Source organism: Paenibacillus glycanilyticus NBRC 16618 (assembly GCF_004000805.1).
GTDB lineage: Bacteria > Bacillota > Bacilli > Paenibacillales > Paenibacillaceae > Pristimantibacillus > Pristimantibacillus glycanilyticus.
Window position 1 is genome coordinate 34,172 of record NZ_BILY01000006.1, and the last position, 18,087, is coordinate 52,258.

Here is an 18,087-nt window from a genome sequence, read left to right on the forward strand (position 1 = left end):
TCCGGGTATTGTTCTTGTCCGTTGCTCTATATCCAAGATAACGCGCAGGGCCGCGGAGGTTCGTAAGACATCCTGAAGGAAACCTTAAGAATTTCTTATTTGTGATTGGGGCTGTCCGCTCTGGAGAATATTTCTGATACACTATAGCCACATTCATTAACCAATTAGACGGGGAGATCTCATGAATACCATTCAAATTCTGATCGCGGACGATGACCTCGAAATCGCGGAGCTGATCAAAATCTATCTAACCAATGAAGGATACCAAGTGCTTATTGCGGGCAACGGCCGGGAGGCCATGGAGCTGATCGCCAAGGAATCTGTCCAATTAATGATCCTCGACGTGATGATGCCGGAGATGAACGGTCTCGAGGTTGTCCGGGCGGTACGCGCGGAATACGGCATTCCGATTCTAATGCTAAGCGCCAAGGCGGAGGACATGGACAAGATCATGGGGCTGACGACAGGCGCGGACGATTACATGGTGAAGCCGTTTAACGCGCTGGAGCTGATTGCAAGGGTGAAGTCGCTGCTCCGCAGATCCATCTATTTGAATTCTCAGCTTCAAACGGCGCAGGATCAGGATAAAGACATCATCCAGTTGCATTCGCTTAAAATAAGCAAGAAATCGCATACCGTAACGGTGGAGGACCGGAATATTAATCTGACGTCTACGGAGTTTGATATTTTGTACCTGCTGGCGAGCCATCCCGGGCAGGTGTTTAGCGCGGAGGCCATCTTTGAAGCGGTATGGAAGGACAAGTTTCTCGAGTCCAACAACACCGTAATGGTTCATATCAGCAAGCTTCGGGATAAATTGGAGAGCGAGCTGGGCGGCGTTAAGCTGATTCAGACCGTATGGGGAGTAGGGTACAAAATTGAGCCGTAAACCGTGGAAAAGCCTTCGTTTTAAAATGCTGTATCTGTTCGGGCTAAGCGTGCTTGCCTCGTTCTTCACGACGGGGCTGCTATATCTGGCCGCGATCGCCGCCTACAGCAGCGATATGTTTTATCTTTCCCCTCTGCTGAGGGAGGTCTTTGATAAGTTTGGACTTTTAACGACGTATATTACCGTCAGCCTTGTCTTTTTTTTCATCTATTTCTTCGCGCTAAGCCGTTCGACCATCCGCTACTTAATGAGAATCTCGCAAGGAATCGAACGGATTGCCGGAGGGGATTTCGACTCCCGGTTACCGGTGCGAGGCGGGGACGAGCTTGGGGCATTGGCGGAAAATATTAATAAAATGACGGCCCAGCTTAAGCTCTCCATCGAGGAGGAGCGGCGCACGGAACGGACAAAAGCCGAGCTTGTGACCAACGTATCCCACGATTTGCGCACACCTTTAACGTCTATTGTCGGGTACCTGGGCCTGATCGAAGAAGACCGTTACCGGGATGAGGTGGAGCTGAGGCATTACGTTCAAATCGCTTACGAGAAATCGACTCGTCTGAAGTCAATGATCGACGATTTATTTGAATATACGAGGACAAGCGGCGGAATAGGGCTTCGGCTGTCCCCCATCAATCTGGTAGAGATGATTGGCCAACTGGCAGCCCAATTCCGTTTGCAATTCGAGCAGGCGGAGGTGAAGTGCCGGTTGACACTTCCGGATCATTCGATCCTCGTCGATGCGGACGGAGACAAGCTGGTCCGGGTGTTCGAGAATCTGGTCGTTAATGCCATTCAATACGGAAAAGAAGGCAGGCAGATCGATATCGCGGTATGGAGCGAGAGGGGGCAGGCCGTCGTTGAGATTGCGAATTACGGAGAGCCTTTGCCGGCTTCAGTCATTCCGTTATTGTTCGAACGGTTCTATCGCGGCGAGCAGTCCCGTTCCCGGAATACCGGCGGCTCGGGTCTAGGCCTCGCGATCGCCAAGAACATTGTCGAGCTGCATCATGGCCAGATTTCCGCGGCGAGTGCCGAAGGGAAAACCTCGTTTAAGGTCGAGCTGCCGCTTGGCGGCAAAGATCTCCTTGACAACCATCGGGACGCAGGTAAACATTAGGGGGAGGCATAAAACTACGACGTTAGGTGGGAATGTAGAGTGACTCTTCGAATTGGTATTGCGGGAACGGGCTGGTTTGGACGGATGCATGCGGAAAAGCTTGCTGCGATGGAAGGGGTAAGCGTCAGCGCTTTTAGCGGGACAAGCCTCGAAAAGGCGGAAACGGCAGCAAGGCCTTATAGCGACGCTCGCGGGTACGACACGATTGAAGCGATGCTTGAGGACCGCAAGCTGGATGCGGTTTATATTTGCACGCCGCCCTTTGCTCATGGCGAGATTGAATTAGCGCTTGCGGAGCGGGGGATTCCTTTCCTTGTCGAAAAGCCGATTGGCGTAGACGAGGAGACACCGTCCCGAATCCGTCAGGCGATTGCAGATAAAGGACTTATTACATCGGTTGGTTATCATTTCCGTTATATGGACAGCACAAACCATGCGAAGGAGCTTCTTGCCGACCGCACGCCGCTGATGGCTTTGGGGCAATGGATGGGCTCGATGCCGGGCGTATACTGGTGGCGCAAGATGGAGACCTCCGGCGGACAGTTTGTGGAGCAGACGACGCATATCGTGGATTTGACCCGTTATTTGCTGGGCGAAGTCAATGAAGTCTACGCGGCGTATGGCAGCAGACATATGGCTCAGGTGGAAGAGGGCGTTACGGTGCCGGATGTGGGTACGGTAACAATCAAGCTGGCGAGCGGGGCCGTTGCGACGATCAGCAATACATGCGCGATTCCGGCCGGGGGTCATGCCGGGCTCCAAATCTACACGAACACGGGCGTATTGCAGGTTACGGGCGAAGCTCTTGTGGATATCGAAGCCGATAAGAAGACCGAGTACAAATCCTCCAATAATCCGTACGTACGGGAGAACGAAGCTTTCCTTCATGCCGTCCGAACTGGCGACAGGAGCCAGATTCTGTCAAGCTACGAGGATGCTTGGGAGACGCATCGCGTAACGATGGCAGCCAATGAATCCGCAAGAACCGGCCTGCCTGTTAAGCTTAGATAGCTTTTCAAACAACATGCAAACGACCGCCGCCTGACCTAACAGGCTAGCGGTCGTTTATTTATTTGCAATAACGGAATTAAGGGAAAGAAATATGCAGCTCTTTGATTTTTTCGTTGGCAATGAGAAATTCATGCTTCATGAGGAGAGGATCGGGCAGATTCGTTTTATCAAACTCGCCGTCTACCGCCACCGTAACGATATAACGGTTATCCTGCTCCTTGGCATCCTTTATTTCAAAGCGAACCTTCGGTTCGAATATTTCCGCTTTGCTCCACTTGGCAATGGCTTTCCCGCCGACAAATTCTCTTTTCATATCCAGCACATAGGCCTGCTCATCAAAAGCTTCAAGAAAACGTCCGGGTTCATGTTCATTCACCGCATTAAAATAATTAACTACAGCGATTGGCATTGCGATCATAAAATAAGCCTCCTTTAGGGAAATTAAACGGTAGGTATCGTTCCGCCATCAATGACGTATTCGCTGCCGTGTATAGAGGCTGCCCGGTCGGATGCCAGGAATGCGGCAAGCTCGGCGACCTCTTCGGGCAATCCCGGACGTCCGAACGGAATGCCTCCAAGGGAATCCATCAGCTGATTAAGCGCTGCTTCGCGGCTTCCCGCAGTAACGGCAAGGCGGTCAATGAGACGGTTGGCCGCTTCGGTCTGGATAAAGCCGGGAGCGATTGCGTTCACGCGAATGCCTTGAGGCGCGAATTCGTTGGACAAGCCTTTGCTGTACGTGGCCAAAGCGGCTTTTGCCGCCGCGTAAGCCAAAGTGGATTCGTACAGGGGCAGCGTTCTTTGGATAGAGCTGACATGAATAATAACTCCTTTGCCTTGCTCCAGCATAATCGGAAGCAAGCTGCGGTCCAAACGAACGGAACCAAGCAGATTCATGTTTAGTTCCTCGAGCCAATGCTCATCGGTTAATGCCAACGCTCCGCCTGCGGGGGAGTTGGAGCCGCCAACCGTATTGATCAGGATGTCGATTCCGCCGAGCTTTTCTTTTACGGCTTCAACAATAGCTTTGGTTCCCTCCGGCTTTGTTATGTCTGCTTGTACAAAATGAACGTTCGGAATATGGTAGTCCGACGGAATATTCCTCGCTGTCGTTAGCACCGTCGCGCCAGCGCCTGCCAATCTTCTGACAATCGCAAGTCCCATGCCCTGCGTTCCTCCCGTAACCAAAGCCCGCTTGCCTTGAAATTCTTTATCGTAAGATGAAAAGTTCATTTTCATTTCCTCCTTGTGTGAATTAGTTTTCCTTTACGTGCTTAAGTGTACGCTCGAACTTGAAATAAATAAAATCTATATTTTTAATTGTTTTTATGAATAAAATTTATGTATTTGCAGGTAGGCTGCCATTCTATTAATGAAGCCGTAAGGCGAGCTTGAGGCTTAGATGATTCTATATGAATTTCATTTATGAATACGATGAAAAATACAAATTTTACGATTATCCCTTGTGGCGTTATCCTGATTACAGGAAATTGAGGAGAGGGGATAATTCCATGAAGGCTTACGTTGTTTTTATCCGGGAGAAGACGGTTGATCCGGATGAATTAAAGATTTATGCCTCGAAAGCCCCGGCCGGGCTGGAGGGACATCCCGTTAAACCGGTTGCCATGTACGGTCATTATGAAGTGCTGGAAGGGCCGGATGCGGAAGGAGTTGCTATTCTTGAATTCCCTAGCATGGATGAAGCTAAGGCATGGTATTACAGCCCGGCATATCAGGAAGCATTGCAGCATCGCCTGAAAGGCGGAATCTACAGAGGGATCGTGGTGGAGGGGAAATAAGGCTGCTGCTAGCAGAAGTTAACATAAGATGCCTATCGTTATTTTACGGTAGGTATCTTTTTTTACGCGATTTATTTGCGGGGCTGAATGTTAATCGCGTGGAAGCTTAGTTTGCTTACATGCATCGCATAATGGCTTGACAACGCTTGATTACAATTGTAGTATTGACTACAGTTGTAATATTGATTACATATGTAGTCATAGAGTGGAGGCATGAGCCTATGAAAGAGATGTCCCGCATATCCGACGCGGAATGGGAAGTCATGAAGGTGTTATGGGCGAAATCGCCCATGAACGCAAGCGAGGTGATTGAGGCTTTAGCAGGTGTTAACGATTGGAGCCCCAAAACCATTAGAACCCTACTTACCAGATTGGTTCAAAAAGAAGTCATAACCTTTGATTCACACAGCAAACCCTACGTCTATACTCCATTGGTTACGGAAGAAGAAACAACGAGGGCCGAGACGGAGTCTTTTTTGAAACGGTTATATGGTAGCGTTGCATTGAAGCCGATGCTGGTTAACTTTCTGAAACACGAGAAATTGTCGCAAGAGGATATTGATGAGCTGAAAAGCATTCTGGATGAAAGAAAGGAATAAGACAGATGACCGTTCGGCTTTCCGATTTTTTTGCCTGGATCTTGTCTGCCTCGCTGATGGCCAGCGTATTGGTCGTTCTTATTTTAGCTGCGAAATGGCTGCTGCGAGATAAATTAAAGCCTAGATGGGGCTATTTGCTTTGGCTTCTCTTGATTCTACGGCTAGTGCTGCCGTGGGCGCCCGAAAGCTCGTTCAGCATGTTTAATATCTTCCATCAATTTGCAGAGAAGAATCACTTGGCGGCCGTGAACGAAACGACAATCACTCCTGCAGGGAACCCGGAAATGGAAGAGGCAAGTCCTACGCAATTAACTCTATTGCCTCGAGAAGCATTAGCAGCCACACAAAGGGATCCGGCGATTAAAAAATCGAACTCACCGGCTTCTCCCCTGCAAGTCGCCTCAATCATTTGGCTGGTTGGTACCGTTCTTTTCCTTGGTATGATGTTCAGCGCCAATCTGCGTTTTGCTAGGAAAATAAAAGGCGAAAAGGCCATTATGGATCTGGAAATCGCTGCTCTGTTCGAGAGCTGTAAAGAAGAAATGAGCCTGCGTCGAAGGATCAGGTTAATACAGACGAATCGAGTATCCAGTCCGACCTTATTCGGGTTATTTAAACCAAAGCTGTTGCTGCCAGGCACGGCTCTGCAAACGTTAAGCGGGACGCAGCTGCGGTATGTGTTTTTGCATGAGTTATCGCATGTTCGCCGAAATGATGTCGCTTTGAACGGGATTATGAACATTTTGCTGGCGCTGCATTGGTTTAATCCGTTTCTCTGGTATGCCTATCACAAAATGCGGGCAGACCAGGAATTGGCCTGCGACGCGTTGGCTTTATCGAGAGTTACGCCGGAGGAATCCAAGGAGTACGCCTTAACGATAATCAAATTGTTAGAGCTATTTGCTAAACCCATTCGACTGGCAGGAGCTGCAAGTATTTTGGGGAGTAAAAAAGAGCTTAAGAGGAGACTAATGATGATCACCTCACCTGTAAAAAACTCCTATAGGTGGTCTATGGTTGGCGTTGTAGTTCTCTTGTTAGTAGGAGGTACTGCATTAACCAATGCAAATACGCAAGAAAAGTCTGCGGAAGAAAACTCGCTGACAGCCGATGTTTCGTTAGAAAATATGGCTGCGGATTGGGCGAATGCGCTTAAGACGAGGGACGGCAAGCCCCGTTATGATATGATGTCCGCAAAGGCGAGAGAAAAGTTCGTGCAAGAACAGATCATCAGGGGCGGCGAGGACTGGAATTACAATATAGGCGTATCGAGCCCTTGGGTGATTGATTACAGGAGTAGAATCGACGGAATGAATGCCGTTATTACCTATGTCACGTTAACCAGCGAACCGGCCTATTATAAGACGGTGGAAGCTGTTACGTTCGTCAAGAAGAAAGGGAAGCTTGTTGTGGATGATTATGAGACTGTTGTTGAAGGGGAGTTGATTCCTACTGAGACCAGGATAACAAAAACAGATTATGAGAGAATGATCAACATTATTATTTCATTCAACAAAGGAGAGCTTCCCTTTTCTGCTCTAAAAGACGCTGAGCCAATACTTAAAAGAGAAGGGGGAATAGAAAACCTATCTTTTTCCGATAGAGAAAAATATATAAAAGAAACGGGATACCATATTATTTCAGAAGATGAGTACACAAAAATGTCTCATATTGTTAGTGAGGTTAATGCCGGGAACTTGCCTGCTGAGGCTCTTAAGGATGCTGATCTATTGCTTGAAAGACGTCCCAATATGATAACACCGGAGACGAGGGCAAAATATTTAGCCTTTAAATAAGACATTAGATTAACGCAAGAGCCCGCCGATAATTATCGGCGGGCTCTTTATCGTTATACACCTTGCTGGTAAGCTAGTAACTAACACTTATACGAAAAAGGGGAACCAACCTATGAGAGGATTAGCTATATTGCTGGGGTACACGCTATTGGGCAACGCAATACATTCCCTGCTGTCCGTACCGATTTCGGGGAACGTAATCGGAATGGCATTGCTTGTCATCAGCTTGTTTGCAGGCTGGGTGAAGCTGGCCTGGATTGAGGAGACGGCACAATTTTTTTTGAAGCATATGATGATCTTTTTTGCTCCCGTTATCGTGGGCACGATGATGTTCTTTGGCTTAATAGGAGAACAGTGGCTGGTCATAGCGGTTGCGCTGGCTGTTTCCACAATGATAGTCATCCTAGTCACAGCCGGCGTTACGGCATGGCAAACCGGAAAGGCAAAGGAACGTACCTATGAATGAAGCCTGGTTTCAACAGCCGTTGTTCGGCATTACGATTACCGTATTATTTTATGTGGGAGCCCAGCTCCTTAATAGCCGCTATAAATGGTTAAATCCTTTATTCGTTACTTCGGGAGGCATTATCCTCCTGTTGCTGCTTGGCGATATTCCTTATGAGGCCTACAAAGCGGGTGGAGATATCATTACCTTTTTCCTTGGACCGGCTACGGTCGCTTTAGCGGTTCCCTTTTACAAAAACTTTCAAAAGCTGAGGGATCAGCTCATGCCCATTGTTATAGGCGTCGGCGCCGGATTAATATGCGGACTGCTGGCGGTATGGGGAATCGTTAGTCTTCTTCACGGTTCTAAGCAGATTATGCTCACGATGCTTCCTAAATCGGTTACAACGCCTATTGCGATAGAAGTTGCGGATCTGCTGGGCGGAACGCCTGAACTGGCCGGCGTGTTTGCCGTACTGACTGGCCTTCTTGGCAGTATGATTGGACCATCTATACTTAAATTATTCAGGTTCCGCAGCGATCTGGCGATTGGTGCTGCCATGGGGACGGCGGCGCACGGCATCGGCACAGCGCGCATTATGCGCGACTCCGAGATTCAAGGCGGCTTCAGCGCTTTCGCCATGGGACTGTCCAGCATCCTGACGCCGTTATTTTGCATACCATTGATTTGGTGGCTGTAATAGGAAACAGAAACTGAGGGGAAGGGAGTAAAGCATGCTAAAGAGAAAGTATGGAGACCGCGCAGACTGGCAGCGTGTCATGGCTAAAGAATATGCTCAAACATTCATTGAATCGGAAGAATTCACCGGCTTTGTAACTCTCCTGCACATAACGAAAGTAGCAGATTCACTGTTTGTTCAATATGGGGATCAAAGGCTTTGCATTGCTGACAACGGGTATCTGTGGCTTCAGCACTTTCCAATCGGCTGTAATTATTCGGTAACCACCACGTTCAATTCCGCAGGTCAAATCGTACAATGGTATATCGATATCTGTTCCTGGATCGGAATAGGGGAAAATAATGTGCCGTGGATGGAAGATTTATATCTGGATTTAATTTTGCTCCCCTCTGGTGAATTGATTCGGAAAGATACGGATGAGCTGGAGGACGCATTAACAAGCGGAATTATAGATAAAAGTTTGTATGAATTGGCTTGGGAAGAGGCAGATAAAATGAGTAAATTAATCGAATGTGATGAGTTTGATTTGGTAAAGCTTTCGGTTAAACATAAAGAAATATTATGGCAAAAACTTCAGGCCAATGGTGAGAGAATTGAATAGGGACGGGGGTTGTGACCGCTCCGGAGGAGAGTAGCCTATGTTTAAAGCAACAATAAATAACGAAACTTACCTTTCTCTTTTAGAAACCAGGCATGCAAAGGAACTTTTTCAACTGATTGATAGCAGTCGGGAAAGTATTCGGGAATGGCTGGAATTTCCGGACTTAACCCATCAAGTGGAGGATACGGATGCTTTTATTCGCAGATCATTAAAAAGATTTTCAGAAAACGACGGTTATTGGGCCGGGATCTGGTATCGCAATAAACTTGCAGGTTCAATAGGTTTTTTATATATGGATTGGAAAAATAAAAAACGGAAATCGGTTATTGGTTAGGAAAAGAGTATGAGGGGCTAGGCTTAGCGACAAGCTCATGCAAATTATTAATTAATCATGCTTTCGAAGAATTGGGACTTCATAAAGTGCAAATTGGAGTTGCAGCAAACAACCTAAAGAGCAGAGCGATTCCAGAAAGGTTGAAGTTTACAAATGAAGGAGTCATTCGTCACTACGAGTTGCTGCATGGTGCGTATTTGGATAGAGTGGTATATGGACTGCTAAAAGAAGAATGGGAACCCGAAAATGAATCGCAGGCTTTCATATAAAATGAAAAGGCACCTATCGTTAATCGACGAAAGGAGCCTTTTTCCGTTACCGCGTACCTAAGACTTTGGGAATAAAAACCAATAAAAGTGGAATTTTTCCCAATAATGGATTCCTTACGCCTGTAAGAAATTGGTCATATAATTGTGAATGCGGTTACAAAACAACGCGCAAAAAACAAAGGATCATTAAAAGGGAGGCAAAGTATGAAACGAATGAAACGTGCTTTAATGGGGATCTCCACACTGCTTGTGATGACAACGGCTCTCGCGGCATGCGGCGGAAACTCAAATTCAAACTCGAATTCGAACTCAAACTCAACTAGCCCAAGCCCGACAGCATCTGAGACAGCATCAACGGAACCGGCAAAAAGCGACGGAAAGAAAGTTACGATCAACCTCTGGAGCTTCACGGACGAAATTCCGAACATGACCAAAAAATACATCGAAACGCATCCGGACGCAAACGTAGAGTTCAAAACAACGGTAATCGCAACAACCGACGGCGCTTATCAGCCTGCGCTTGATCAGGCTCTGGCCGGTGGCGGCAAGGACGCTCCGGACATCTACGCTGCGGAAGCGGCGTTTGTACTGAAATATACGCAAGGTGACGCTTCCACTTATGCCGCTAATTATGCGGACCTGGGGTTGACCGACCAAATGGTTAAAGACGCGGAGATCGCCCAATACTCCGTTGATATCGGCTCGAAAGACGGCCAGTTGAAAGGTCTTGCTTACCAAGCAACCGGCGGCGGCTTTATCTATCGTCGTTCGATTGCCAAGGACGTATTCGGAACGGATGATCCGGCAGCCATCAAGAACGAAGTGGGCCCAGGCTGGGACAAGTACTTCGCGGCAGCCGATAAGCTGAAAGCAAAAGGCTACGCAATTGTATCTGGCGACGGCGACATCTGGCATCCAATCGAGAACAGCTCCGACAAAGGCTGGGTTGTGGACGGCAAGCTGCATATCGACCCTAAACGCGAGCAATTCCTTGATTTCTCCAAAAAGCTGACAGACAACGGATACAGCAACGGAACGCAGGACTGGCAGGAAGCTTGGTACGCGGATATGTCCGGCGCAGGCGCTAAACCGGTATTTGGTTTCTTTGGTCCTGCATGGCTTATTAACTACGTTATGAAGGATCAAGTTAAAGATACGAATGGCGACTGGGCAGTTACCGAACCGCCAACAGGCTTCTTCTGGGGTGGCACATGGCTGCTTGCCAACAAAGACGTAACGAAGGACGACGCGAAGAAGAAAGCGGTAGCGGACTTCATCAATTGGGTTACGCTTGATACTTCCGAGACGGGCCTCCAATACTATTGGGCAAACGGCACGATGAAGGAAGGCGAGCAAGGCACGAAGGACAGCGTAGCTTCCTCCGTCGTGATGTCGAAGTCGAACGGCGAAGTGGCGTTGCTTGGCGGACAAAACATGTTTGACGCTTTTGTTCCGGCTAACGCAAACGCAACGGGCAAAAACCTGACGCAATACGACGAATCGATCAACCTGATCTGGCGTGACCAAGTCCGTGCTTACGCTTCCGGCAGCAAGAGCCGCGAGGCTGCACTGAAGGACTTCAAGCAAACGGTTAAAGACCAACTTGGTCTCGAAAGCGAATAATAGGCGCCAAGGGGCGGGAGCATGATCCCGCCCCTTTATATCAATTGATGGGGTGAGAGCATGCGCCGCAAGGGAGTCAATTACTCGAAATACGGCTATATTTTCAGTATACCTTTTATAATAGCGTTCCTTATTTTCTCTTTGTATCCAACGTTGTACACGGCTTTTATCGGCTTTACGGATATGAAAGGGGTTATTCCGAAGCAGGTTCATATTCTGGATAATCCGTTTGGGAATTTTAAAGATCTGATCCTAAACAACGTTTCGTTCAAGCAGTCTCTAGTGAATACCTTTGTCCTCTGGATCGCAAACTTTATTCCGCAGATCGGACTTGCGCTTTTGCTGACGGCCTGGTTCACCAACAAACGCCTGAATATTAAAGGGCAAGGCGCCTTTAAGGTTCTGCTCTACATGCCGAATATTATCACGGCGAGTACAATCGCCGTGCTTTTCAGCACCTTGTTCGCTTATCCGATGGGACCGGTGAACAGCTTGTTCCATGCCCTGGGGTGGAGCGATGCTCCGATTCAATTCCTGCAGGATAAGAATACCGCAAGGGGCATTGTTTCTTTCATTCAGTTCTGGATGTGGTACGGCAATACGATGATTATTCTGATTGCGGGCGTAATGGGGATTAACCCGGCACTTTTTGAGGCGGCAGCCATTGACGGTGCGAGCGGGACTCAAACCTTCTTCCGGGTTACGCTGCCAAGCCTGCGGACAATTCTGCTGTACTCGCTTGTTACGTCCATGATCGGCGGTTTGCAGATGTTCGATATTCCGCAGCTGTTCATCACTCCTGCGGGCGGTCCGGACAACGCCACGCTGACGACATCGGTGTTCATCTACGGGCAAGCTTTCAAGGGAGCTTATATGTATAACAAAGCCGCAGCGGCAAGCATGATTATGTTCCTCATTGCGGCCGTATTGTCCGCGCTCCTGTTCTATCTGATGCGCGACCGCGGCGAGGCAAAGCTGAGAAAACAATTGAAGCTGCAACAGAAAGCTGCAAAAGCAGCGGCAAAGGGGGTATAACCGATGGCGAAAATAGAGAGAACAGCAACGGTCTCCCGGGGCATTAACAAGACCATTATCTATGTTGTCTGCATTGGCCTTGCGCTGCTTAGCATCCTTCCATTCTGGGTAATGTTCGTGAATGCAACGCGTTCTACGGCGGAAATTCAAAGCGGTCTGTCGCTGATTCCTTCCACGCATCTCAAGACCAACTGGGACGTGTTGACCAGCAAAAGCTTTGATCCGTTAAAAGGGTTCCTGAACTCGTTCATTATTTCGGCTACATCTACCGTCTGCGCCGTTTATTTCTCTTCTTTGACGGCCTATGGGCTTGTCGTGTACAACTGGAAATGGCGTCAAACGTTTTTCACGTTTATATTGTGCGTCATGATGATTCCGGCGCAGGCAAGCGCGATTGGCTTCTATCAATTCATGTATCAGCTGCATTGGACAAATAGCTTCCTGCCGCTCATTCTGCCTGCGATCGCTGCGCCGGCTATCGTGTTCTTCATGCGCCAGTACCTGCTAGCGACCCTATCGCTTGAGATCGTGGAAGCGGCTCGTATTGACGGCTCCGGCGAGTTCGCAACCTTCAACAAAATCATTATTCCGATTATGATGCCGGCGGTTGCGACGCAAGCCATCTTCGCATTTGTGGCAAGCTGGAACAACCTGTTTATGCCGCTCATTCTGCTTACGGACAAATCAAAGTATACGCTGCCGGTAATGGTGAGCCTGCTTCGGGGCGATATTTACAAAACGGAGTTTGGCTCGATCTATATGGGCCTTGCGCTAACAGCCTTGCCGTTATTCGTCATTTACTTCTTGTTATCCCGCTATATTATCGCGGGCGTAGCGCTTGGCGGGGTTAAGGAATAGCATTGTTGCTTGGTTGAAAGAGGCTGCCACATTTGGCAGCCTTTTTGTTGTTAACGATGCGCGGCATCGTTAAGCGGATCCAGTAGAGGGAAAAAGGGAGTCATAACGATGTGCCACATCGTTAAGGAACCTGAAAAGTCGCCGAAACCAGCGGAATCCGCTGATCCGGCGCGTCTTAACGATGCGCGGCATCGTTAAGCGGAACCAGTAGAGAGAAAATGGGAGTCTTAACGATGTGCCACATCGTTAAGGAACCTGAAAAGTCGTCTAAACCAGCAGAATTCGCTGATTCGGCGTGGCTTAACGATGCGCGGCATCGTTAAGCAGATCCAGTAGAGGTAAAATGGGAGTCTTAACGATGTGCCGCATCGTTAAGACGAACGTGCAACTGTGGACGCAATCCCTAGCAATCCTGCTTATATTCATTAGGCGTTACGCCAACCTCCTGCTTAAAGACCTTCGCGAAGTAGGAATAGTTGGCATAGCCGACCTTCTTCGCCACGGCGAAGACCGACAGATTGGTCGTGCGGAGCAGCTGCTTGGCGGCATCAATTCGGGCGCTGATCACATAAGTACCCAGGGAAACGCCGGTCTCCTTCTTGAACAGTCTGGCCAGATAATCGGGATGGAGGTAGACGATTTCCGCCAGGCTGATGCGGGTCAAATCCTCTCCATAATGGGCATGGATGTATTGCTTGATTTCTTCGGCAACGGATTTAGGCTGCTCCGCGAAATCGCGGTATTCCATGGCCGTGTGAACGAGATACTTCAAATAAGCCTCCAGATCCTCGATGGAATGGAGGGAATGGGCGAGAAGACGTTCATTGGTTTTCCCCGTGTATAGTTGATGTGCCTGAATACCCTTCGACTTCAGGAGAGCGTAAACGAGCTGCATCATATCCAGCCGGAACAAGCTGAGGACGGAGGTAGAGAAATGATCCCGATGCACGGACTCGTTTAAATACCGGGTTGTCTCCCGTAGGAATTCCTCCGGCATGTTCCGCTCCAGCAGCTCTTCCAGCTTGGTCAGATCCGGCGGCTGATACGATTCGTCGGCTTGACGAAGACCATGCTCCACGAAAAAAATATGATTGCGCCGTTTGGCGATATCCTGATTGCGCTCCAGCAGCTGGCGGATGACCGGGCTAATGCCCTCAAGCCGACCGGACATGGCAACGATGCAGCAGGCATCACATTTCAGCGAGCGGTTCGCCTGCTGGATAAAGGCGGCGCAAAGCCCATCAAGCGTCTGGGCATCGGGGGCTTCCTTCCATTTGAGCACGGCAATCCAGTTATTCAAGCTGTATTCCAGAACCGTCTCCACCGTAAATTGCGGATGCTGGAATAGCTCGTATAGGACGTTAAGCAACGCGAAGTCGAACAGATTTTTTTCCTCAACGCCCATGCTGCCGTCATAGGGAAACAGATTAAGCAGTACGGGCTGAATGAGATCATTGCGGTCGTAAGAAAGATGCTGCTCCTCAACGGCAACCAAGATATCCGCAGCCTTAAGCGCGCAGGAGACGCTGCCGCTGATCAGCTTGTGCCAGAAATGCTCAAGCATTTTCGCTTGATTGCGCTGCCAGTAATAGCCCTCCTGAATGGCTTTTTCCTGCTGCTGCTGTTCCGTCGCCCGCTCAACGGCTTTGCGGATAATAAGCATCAGCTTATCGAATTGGATCGGCTTCAGGAAATATTCGAAGCTGCGCAGCTCGATCGCTTTTTGCGCGTAATTGAAGTCCGCGTAGTTGGTCAGGAAAATCGCCTGCACGTTGTAGTTCTCCTCGCGAATCCACGCCAAGAGCTCCAAGCCGCTTCCCTGCGGCATTTCGATATCCGATATAAGAATTTGAACCTTGTGCTTCATCAGAATATCCCGAGCCTGAGCGACGTTATGGGCCGTATAGACGCCCTCGATGCCAAGCGAAGCCCAGTCGATCTTCTTCTCCAGCGCGGTTACGACAAAGTAATCGTCATCAACAAGCAGTACATTCATGGGCTACACTCCTGTCTCGTTCGAAATGGCCGGAAGCTCCGGAAGATATAGGGTCACGGAGGCGCCGCCGTCAGGCGGATTTCCGAAGCGGATCTGCGCAAGCTCACCATACAGGTACTTCAATCGCTGAACGGTATTCATAATACCGATTTGCGTGCCAAGCGTCTGATCAAGCGGCTCTCCCTGCTGCAGCTTTTCCAAGACCTCCGGCGGAAAACCGGGCCCCGTATCCGTAATCCGGATGACCGTCATCCTTTGCTCCTCCATCATCCGCCTCTCAACGGTCAGAGTAATGAGCACCTCATGATCCCGCGACACCGCGTATTTAATCGCATTCTCGATAAAGGTCTGCAGCACGAGAGGAGGGATCGGGACATCCCGCGTTGACTCCTCTTGCTCAATCCGGTACAGGAACGAGCTTCGGTAGCGATTCCTTTGAATTTCGAGATAAACCCGGACATGCTCGATTTCATCCTCCAAGCGGACAAAGTCCTGGCCGTTCTGGAAAATGTACCGGAAATACACGGAAGTGGATAAAGCCATCTGCTGGATTTCTTCGGTCATATCCATCTGCGCCATGCTATGAATCGTCGTCAGGCAGTTCAGGAAAAAATGCGGCTTGATCTGCAGCTTCATATAATCCAGCTGGATGCGCTGCTTCTCCAGCTCGCGTTCGTAAATATCGATCTTGTAGGTTTTAATCTGGTTGACGAGCTGGGCAAATTGACTGTTAGCCTTCTCCAGTTCCACGATCTTGCTGCCCGTACTGTCGAGCGGCTCCCCGTCCTCCGTCCAGAAGGCGAGGTTATAAGAGAAGCTCTTGATGGGCTGAAGCACCTTGTTCTTGAAATACAGCATGATGAAGCTCAGACTGCAGGCGACAATAACGGCCAGCAGCACGATTAACAGCTGAACGATCATGATTTTCTCGAACGCGCCGAATTGAATGACCAGCTTCACGTAGAACGATGCGTTATCGAACTCGCCGTTAACCGTCGTTCGGGTCTGGAGCGTGTTCATGATGGAGGAGCTTTCCTGCTCCCGTTCGATGTTCAGCAGCTTGCCTTTGTTCGAGATGGGACTGGTTACAAGGCTGCCGTCCTCGGCACGCAGGGAGGCATATCCATTCTCGCCCAAATTAATCTGGCGGAGCGGCCGGATCAGATCATCCGCGGCGATCAGGCAGACCATATAGCTGTCGTGATAAGGCACGATATTAACGATGTAAAATGTCCCGGCGAGCTGAATGGTCGACCAACGGGAATAGAACTTCTCATAGATGACCTTGTCTTTGATGAAGATATTAATCTGGTGCTGCAATTGCTGGTATTCCTTATACGTCGCCTTCATAGGCGCAATGTTGAGCATGACGTTTTTATTCTTGAAAAAAATAAAGAAGTTGTAGCTCTTGTCATAGCTGGTCTGAAGCTCGACGAACCGCCTGTACAACGCGTCGTTTGCTTTGATGAATTCCGTTTCGTTCGTGTCGTGGGTATCCATCATTTTGACGTTCTCGTCGTTCGCCAGCGTCCAGCCCATGAAGTGATTAATGTAGGAAAAGTCGCTGTTAATCCGGTTGATGTACAAATAAGCGGTATCCCTCAAATCCCTTGCGGACTGCTGCTTAACGATCGTGATCGACGCAAAGCTGATGATAAAATCCAGAATCAGCGCGGTAAACGAAATGACGAGAATGATTTTGACGTAATGCTGAATCGGATACAGCTTGTTCTCCGACGGTTTGGCCATGTGCCCCGCAACTCCCCGCTATCAACCTCTATTAAAGCAAAATCACGTGTCAGATAATTATAGCCTTGGCTTTCGAAATTGCAACCGGTTGCAACCCCTTAAGAGAGCGAATGTCCGATTAGTGACAGCAAAAAGTCTGGATTGTAGGTTTGCCCAAGCGCCAGCCCTCCGTTAAGGCTGCAATCCGGTTTTCCAGCTTCCGAATGTCCGGAATTTGCATCCATGAAGTCCAAATCCCGTTATCGCCAGCACGTATACTGAAGTCAATCACACAGCAAAGGGAGGTACACATTCTTGATAAACAGTTCATCGAGCGGTAATCTGCATCGTTACGTAACGAGAATCAGCAGAAACTGGGGTTTATACCTGCTCTTGCTGCCGGCTGTCGTGCTGCTGCTCTGTTTTACTTATAAGCCGATGTACGGGGTCATTATCGCCTTTAAAGATTTCAAACCGGCGCTTGGCATTATGGACAGTCCCTGGGTAGGGTTCAAATATTTCGAGAAGTTTTTTCATTCCTACCAATTCACGGTCACCATTAAGAATACGGTATTCATCAGCTTGTACAGCTTCGTCACCTTTCCGCTTCCGATTGCATTCGCCATTCTCGTGAATCAGCTGCGGCAGAACCGGTTTAAGCGGGTATTCCAGACGATTACGTACATGCCGCATTTTATTTCGACTATCGTAATCGTGGGTCTCATGATGATCCTGCTGTCTCCGGGGAACGGACTGATCGGCAACATCTACCGGCTATTCGGCGCCGAAGCGCCAAACCTGATGGGCTCGGCCAGCATGTTCAGCAGCCTGTATGTATGGTCGGACGTCTGGCAGCATACGGGATGGGACAGCATTATTTATCTGGCTGCGTTATCCTCCGTTAGTCCAAGCCTATACGAAGCGGCAACCGTGGACGGAGCCAGCCGATGGCAGAAAATCCGCTACATTGACATTCCGATGCTTATCCCGACAGCGGTCACCTTATTGATCCTGCGTATCGGCGGACTGCTGGGCGTTGGCTTCGAGAAGGCTTATCTGCTGCAAAACAACCTGAATATAGGCGGCAGCGAAGTAATCTCGACTTACGTGTACAAAATCGGGCTGCTCAGCTCTCAATACAGCTTCTCGGCGGCCATCAATCTATTTAATACGGTTATTAATTTCACCCTGTTAATTCTGGTCAACTGGATATCTAAAAAATATTCCGAGAACAGTCTCTGGTAAACGGATGCTTACGAAGTATGAATGGCTTCGCCATTCATT

19 protein-coding genes are annotated in these 18,087 nt (G+C 48.9%); 15 read left to right on the top strand and 4 right to left on the bottom strand.

Features of this window, described 5'->3' with window-relative positions; all coding sequences use genetic code 11:
• Positions 1 to 181 precede the first annotated feature (181 nt).
• From PGL01S_RS05960 to PGL01S_RS05970, 3 genes are read left to right on the top strand one after another with little or no spacing between them, the layout of a single operon-like run.
• Positions 182 to 889: a response regulator transcription factor gene (locus PGL01S_RS05960; RefSeq protein WP_127492451.1), complete on the top strand. Its 708-nt coding sequence runs from the start codon at positions 182 to 184 to the stop codon at positions 887 to 889.
• Positions 879 to 2,009, top strand: a complete 1,131-nt coding sequence (locus PGL01S_RS05965; protein ID WP_127492453.1) for a sensor histidine kinase — start codon at positions 879 to 881, stop codon at positions 2,007 to 2,009. Before PGL01S_RS05960 ends, PGL01S_RS05965 begins: the two co-directional genes overlap by 11 nt.
• A gap of 39 nt (positions 2,010 to 2,048) precedes the next feature.
• Positions 2,049 to 3,020 (top strand): Gfo/Idh/MocA family protein, encoded by a 972-nt coding sequence (locus tag PGL01S_RS05970; protein ID WP_127492455.1) that lies wholly within the window; start codon positions 2,049 to 2,051, stop codon positions 3,018 to 3,020.
• A 76-nt stretch (positions 3,021 to 3,096) separates the two neighbouring features.
• On the opposite strand, the gene PGL01S_RS05975 is transcribed toward PGL01S_RS05970, so the two are convergent.
• Both PGL01S_RS05975 and PGL01S_RS05980 read right to left on the bottom strand, forming a co-directional pair.
• Positions 3,097 to 3,438 carry a nuclear transport factor 2 family protein gene (locus PGL01S_RS05975; protein ID WP_127492458.1) on the bottom strand — a complete coding sequence of 114 codons (342 nt, stop codon included), beginning with the start codon at positions 3,436 to 3,438 and terminating at the stop codon, positions 3,097 to 3,099.
• A gap of 23 nt (positions 3,439 to 3,461) precedes the next feature.
• Entirely contained in the window at positions 3,462 to 4,253 is a 792-nt protein-coding gene (locus PGL01S_RS05980; protein ID WP_127492460.1) for an SDR family oxidoreductase, read from the bottom strand.
• A 278-nt stretch (positions 4,254 to 4,531) separates the two neighbouring features.
• On the opposite strand from PGL01S_RS05980, the gene PGL01S_RS05985 reads away from it, so the two are divergent.
• The 11 genes from PGL01S_RS05985 to PGL01S_RS06030 all read left to right on the top strand — a co-directional run bounded on the left by PGL01S_RS05985 (position 4,532) and on the right by PGL01S_RS06030 (position 13,079).
• The gene (locus tag PGL01S_RS05985) at positions 4,532 to 4,819 is read left to right on the top strand and encodes a DUF1330 domain-containing protein (protein WP_127492462.1); all 288 of its coding nucleotides are present in this window, start codon (positions 4,532 to 4,534) and stop codon (positions 4,817 to 4,819) included.
• Positions 4,820 to 5,040: 221 nt separating this feature from the next.
• The gene (locus PGL01S_RS05990) at positions 5,041 to 5,418 is read left to right on the top strand and encodes a BlaI/MecI/CopY family transcriptional regulator (RefSeq protein ID WP_127492464.1); all 378 of its coding nucleotides are present in this window, start codon (positions 5,041 to 5,043) and stop codon (positions 5,416 to 5,418) included.
• A gap of 5 nt (positions 5,419 to 5,423) precedes the next feature.
• Positions 5,424 to 7,214: a M56 family metallopeptidase gene (locus PGL01S_RS05995; RefSeq protein WP_127492466.1), complete on the top strand. Its 1,791-nt coding sequence runs from the start codon at positions 5,424 to 5,426 to the stop codon at positions 7,212 to 7,214.
• A 112-nt stretch (positions 7,215 to 7,326) separates the two neighbouring features.
• Positions 7,327 to 7,680, top strand: a complete 354-nt coding sequence (locus PGL01S_RS06000; protein WP_127492468.1) for a CidA/LrgA family protein — start codon at positions 7,327 to 7,329, stop codon at positions 7,678 to 7,680.
• Positions 7,673 to 8,359, top strand: a complete 687-nt coding sequence (locus PGL01S_RS06005; protein ID WP_127492471.1) for an LrgB family protein — start codon at positions 7,673 to 7,675, stop codon at positions 8,357 to 8,359. The genes PGL01S_RS06000 and PGL01S_RS06005 overlap by 8 nt, the downstream gene beginning before the upstream one ends.
• A gap of 34 nt (positions 8,360 to 8,393) precedes the next feature.
• Entirely contained in the window at positions 8,394 to 8,960 is a 567-nt protein-coding gene (locus PGL01S_RS06010) for a ribonuclease FAU-1 family protein (protein WP_127492473.1), read from the top strand.
• 37 nt (positions 8,961 to 8,997) lie between these two features.
• Positions 8,998 to 9,294, top strand: a complete 297-nt coding sequence (locus PGL01S_RS31210; protein WP_244935524.1) for a hypothetical protein — start codon at positions 8,998 to 9,000, stop codon at positions 9,292 to 9,294.
• Complete coding sequence (locus tag PGL01S_RS31215) at positions 9,279 to 9,563, top strand: GNAT family N-acetyltransferase (protein ID WP_244935529.1); 285 nt, start codon at positions 9,279 to 9,281, stop codon at positions 9,561 to 9,563. Before PGL01S_RS31210 ends, PGL01S_RS31215 begins: the two co-directional genes overlap by 16 nt.
• Before the next feature lie 204 nt (positions 9,564 to 9,767).
• A complete protein-coding gene (locus PGL01S_RS06020; RefSeq protein ID WP_127492476.1) occupies positions 9,768 to 11,186 on the top strand; it encodes an ABC transporter substrate-binding protein in 1,419 nt (472 codons plus the stop codon).
• Positions 11,187 to 11,246: 60 nt separating this feature from the next.
• Positions 11,247 to 12,221: a carbohydrate ABC transporter permease gene (locus PGL01S_RS06025; protein WP_127492478.1), complete on the top strand. Its 975-nt coding sequence runs from the start codon at positions 11,247 to 11,249 to the stop codon at positions 12,219 to 12,221.
• 3 nt (positions 12,222 to 12,224) lie between these two features.
• Positions 12,225 to 13,079, top strand: a complete 855-nt coding sequence (locus tag PGL01S_RS06030; RefSeq protein ID WP_127492480.1) for a carbohydrate ABC transporter permease — start codon at positions 12,225 to 12,227, stop codon at positions 13,077 to 13,079.
• A 403-nt stretch (positions 13,080 to 13,482) separates the two neighbouring features.
• On the opposite strand, the gene PGL01S_RS06035 is transcribed toward PGL01S_RS06030, so the two are convergent.
• Both PGL01S_RS06035 and PGL01S_RS06040 read right to left on the bottom strand, forming a co-directional pair.
• Positions 13,483 to 15,075, bottom strand: coding sequence for a response regulator transcription factor (locus PGL01S_RS06035; RefSeq protein WP_127492482.1), 1,593 nt, complete (start codon positions 15,073 to 15,075; stop codon positions 13,483 to 13,485).
• A 3-nt stretch (positions 15,076 to 15,078) separates the two neighbouring features.
• Complete coding sequence (locus PGL01S_RS06040) at positions 15,079 to 16,824, bottom strand: sensor histidine kinase (RefSeq protein WP_127492484.1); 1,746 nt, start codon at positions 16,822 to 16,824, stop codon at positions 15,079 to 15,081.
• A 294-nt stretch (positions 16,825 to 17,118) separates the two neighbouring features.
• Between PGL01S_RS06040 and PGL01S_RS06045 the strand changes: the two genes are divergently transcribed.
• On the top strand, positions 17,119 to 18,048 hold the full coding sequence (locus PGL01S_RS06045; RefSeq protein WP_015847137.1) for an ABC transporter permease: 930 nt from the start codon (positions 17,119 to 17,121) through the stop codon (positions 18,046 to 18,048).
• The last annotated feature ends 39 nt before the right edge of the window (positions 18,049 to 18,087 follow it).

Excerpts from the sequence above, each read along its gene's own strand:
- PGL01S_RS05960 (WP_127492451.1), top strand. The coding sequence starts at position 182 with ATGAATACCATTCAAATTCTGATCGCGGACGATGACCTCGAAATCGCG.
- PGL01S_RS05975 (WP_127492458.1), bottom strand. The coding sequence starts at position 3,438 with ATGATCGCAATGCCAATCGCTGTAGTTAATTATTTTAATGCGGTGAAT.
- PGL01S_RS05980 (WP_127492460.1), bottom strand. The coding sequence starts at position 4,253 with ATGAACTTTTCATCTTACGATAAAGAATTTCAAGGCAAGCGGGCTTTG.
- PGL01S_RS05985 (WP_127492462.1), top strand. The coding sequence starts at position 4,532 with ATGAAGGCTTACGTTGTTTTTATCCGGGAGAAGACGGTTGATCCGGAT.
- PGL01S_RS05990 (WP_127492464.1), top strand. The coding sequence starts at position 5,041 with ATGAAAGAGATGTCCCGCATATCCGACGCGGAATGGGAAGTCATGAAG.
- PGL01S_RS05995 (WP_127492466.1), top strand. The coding sequence starts at position 5,424 with ATGACCGTTCGGCTTTCCGATTTTTTTGCCTGGATCTTGTCTGCCTCG.
- PGL01S_RS06000 (WP_127492468.1), top strand. The coding sequence starts at position 7,327 with ATGAGAGGATTAGCTATATTGCTGGGGTACACGCTATTGGGCAACGCA.
- PGL01S_RS06005 (WP_127492471.1), top strand. The coding sequence starts at position 7,673 with ATGAATGAAGCCTGGTTTCAACAGCCGTTGTTCGGCATTACGATTACC.
- PGL01S_RS06010 (WP_127492473.1), top strand. The coding sequence starts at position 8,394 with ATGCTAAAGAGAAAGTATGGAGACCGCGCAGACTGGCAGCGTGTCATG.
- PGL01S_RS31210 (WP_244935524.1), top strand. The coding sequence starts at position 8,998 with ATGTTTAAAGCAACAATAAATAACGAAACTTACCTTTCTCTTTTAGAA.
- PGL01S_RS06020 (WP_127492476.1), top strand. The coding sequence starts at position 9,768 with ATGAAACGAATGAAACGTGCTTTAATGGGGATCTCCACACTGCTTGTG.
- PGL01S_RS06025 (WP_127492478.1), top strand. The coding sequence starts at position 11,247 with ATGCGCCGCAAGGGAGTCAATTACTCGAAATACGGCTATATTTTCAGT.
- PGL01S_RS06030 (WP_127492480.1), top strand. The coding sequence starts at position 12,225 with ATGGCGAAAATAGAGAGAACAGCAACGGTCTCCCGGGGCATTAACAAG.
- PGL01S_RS06035 (WP_127492482.1), bottom strand. The coding sequence starts at position 15,075 with ATGAATGTACTGCTTGTTGATGACGATTACTTTGTCGTAACCGCGCTG.
- PGL01S_RS06040 (WP_127492484.1), bottom strand. The coding sequence starts at position 16,824 with ATGGCCAAACCGTCGGAGAACAAGCTGTATCCGATTCAGCATTACGTC.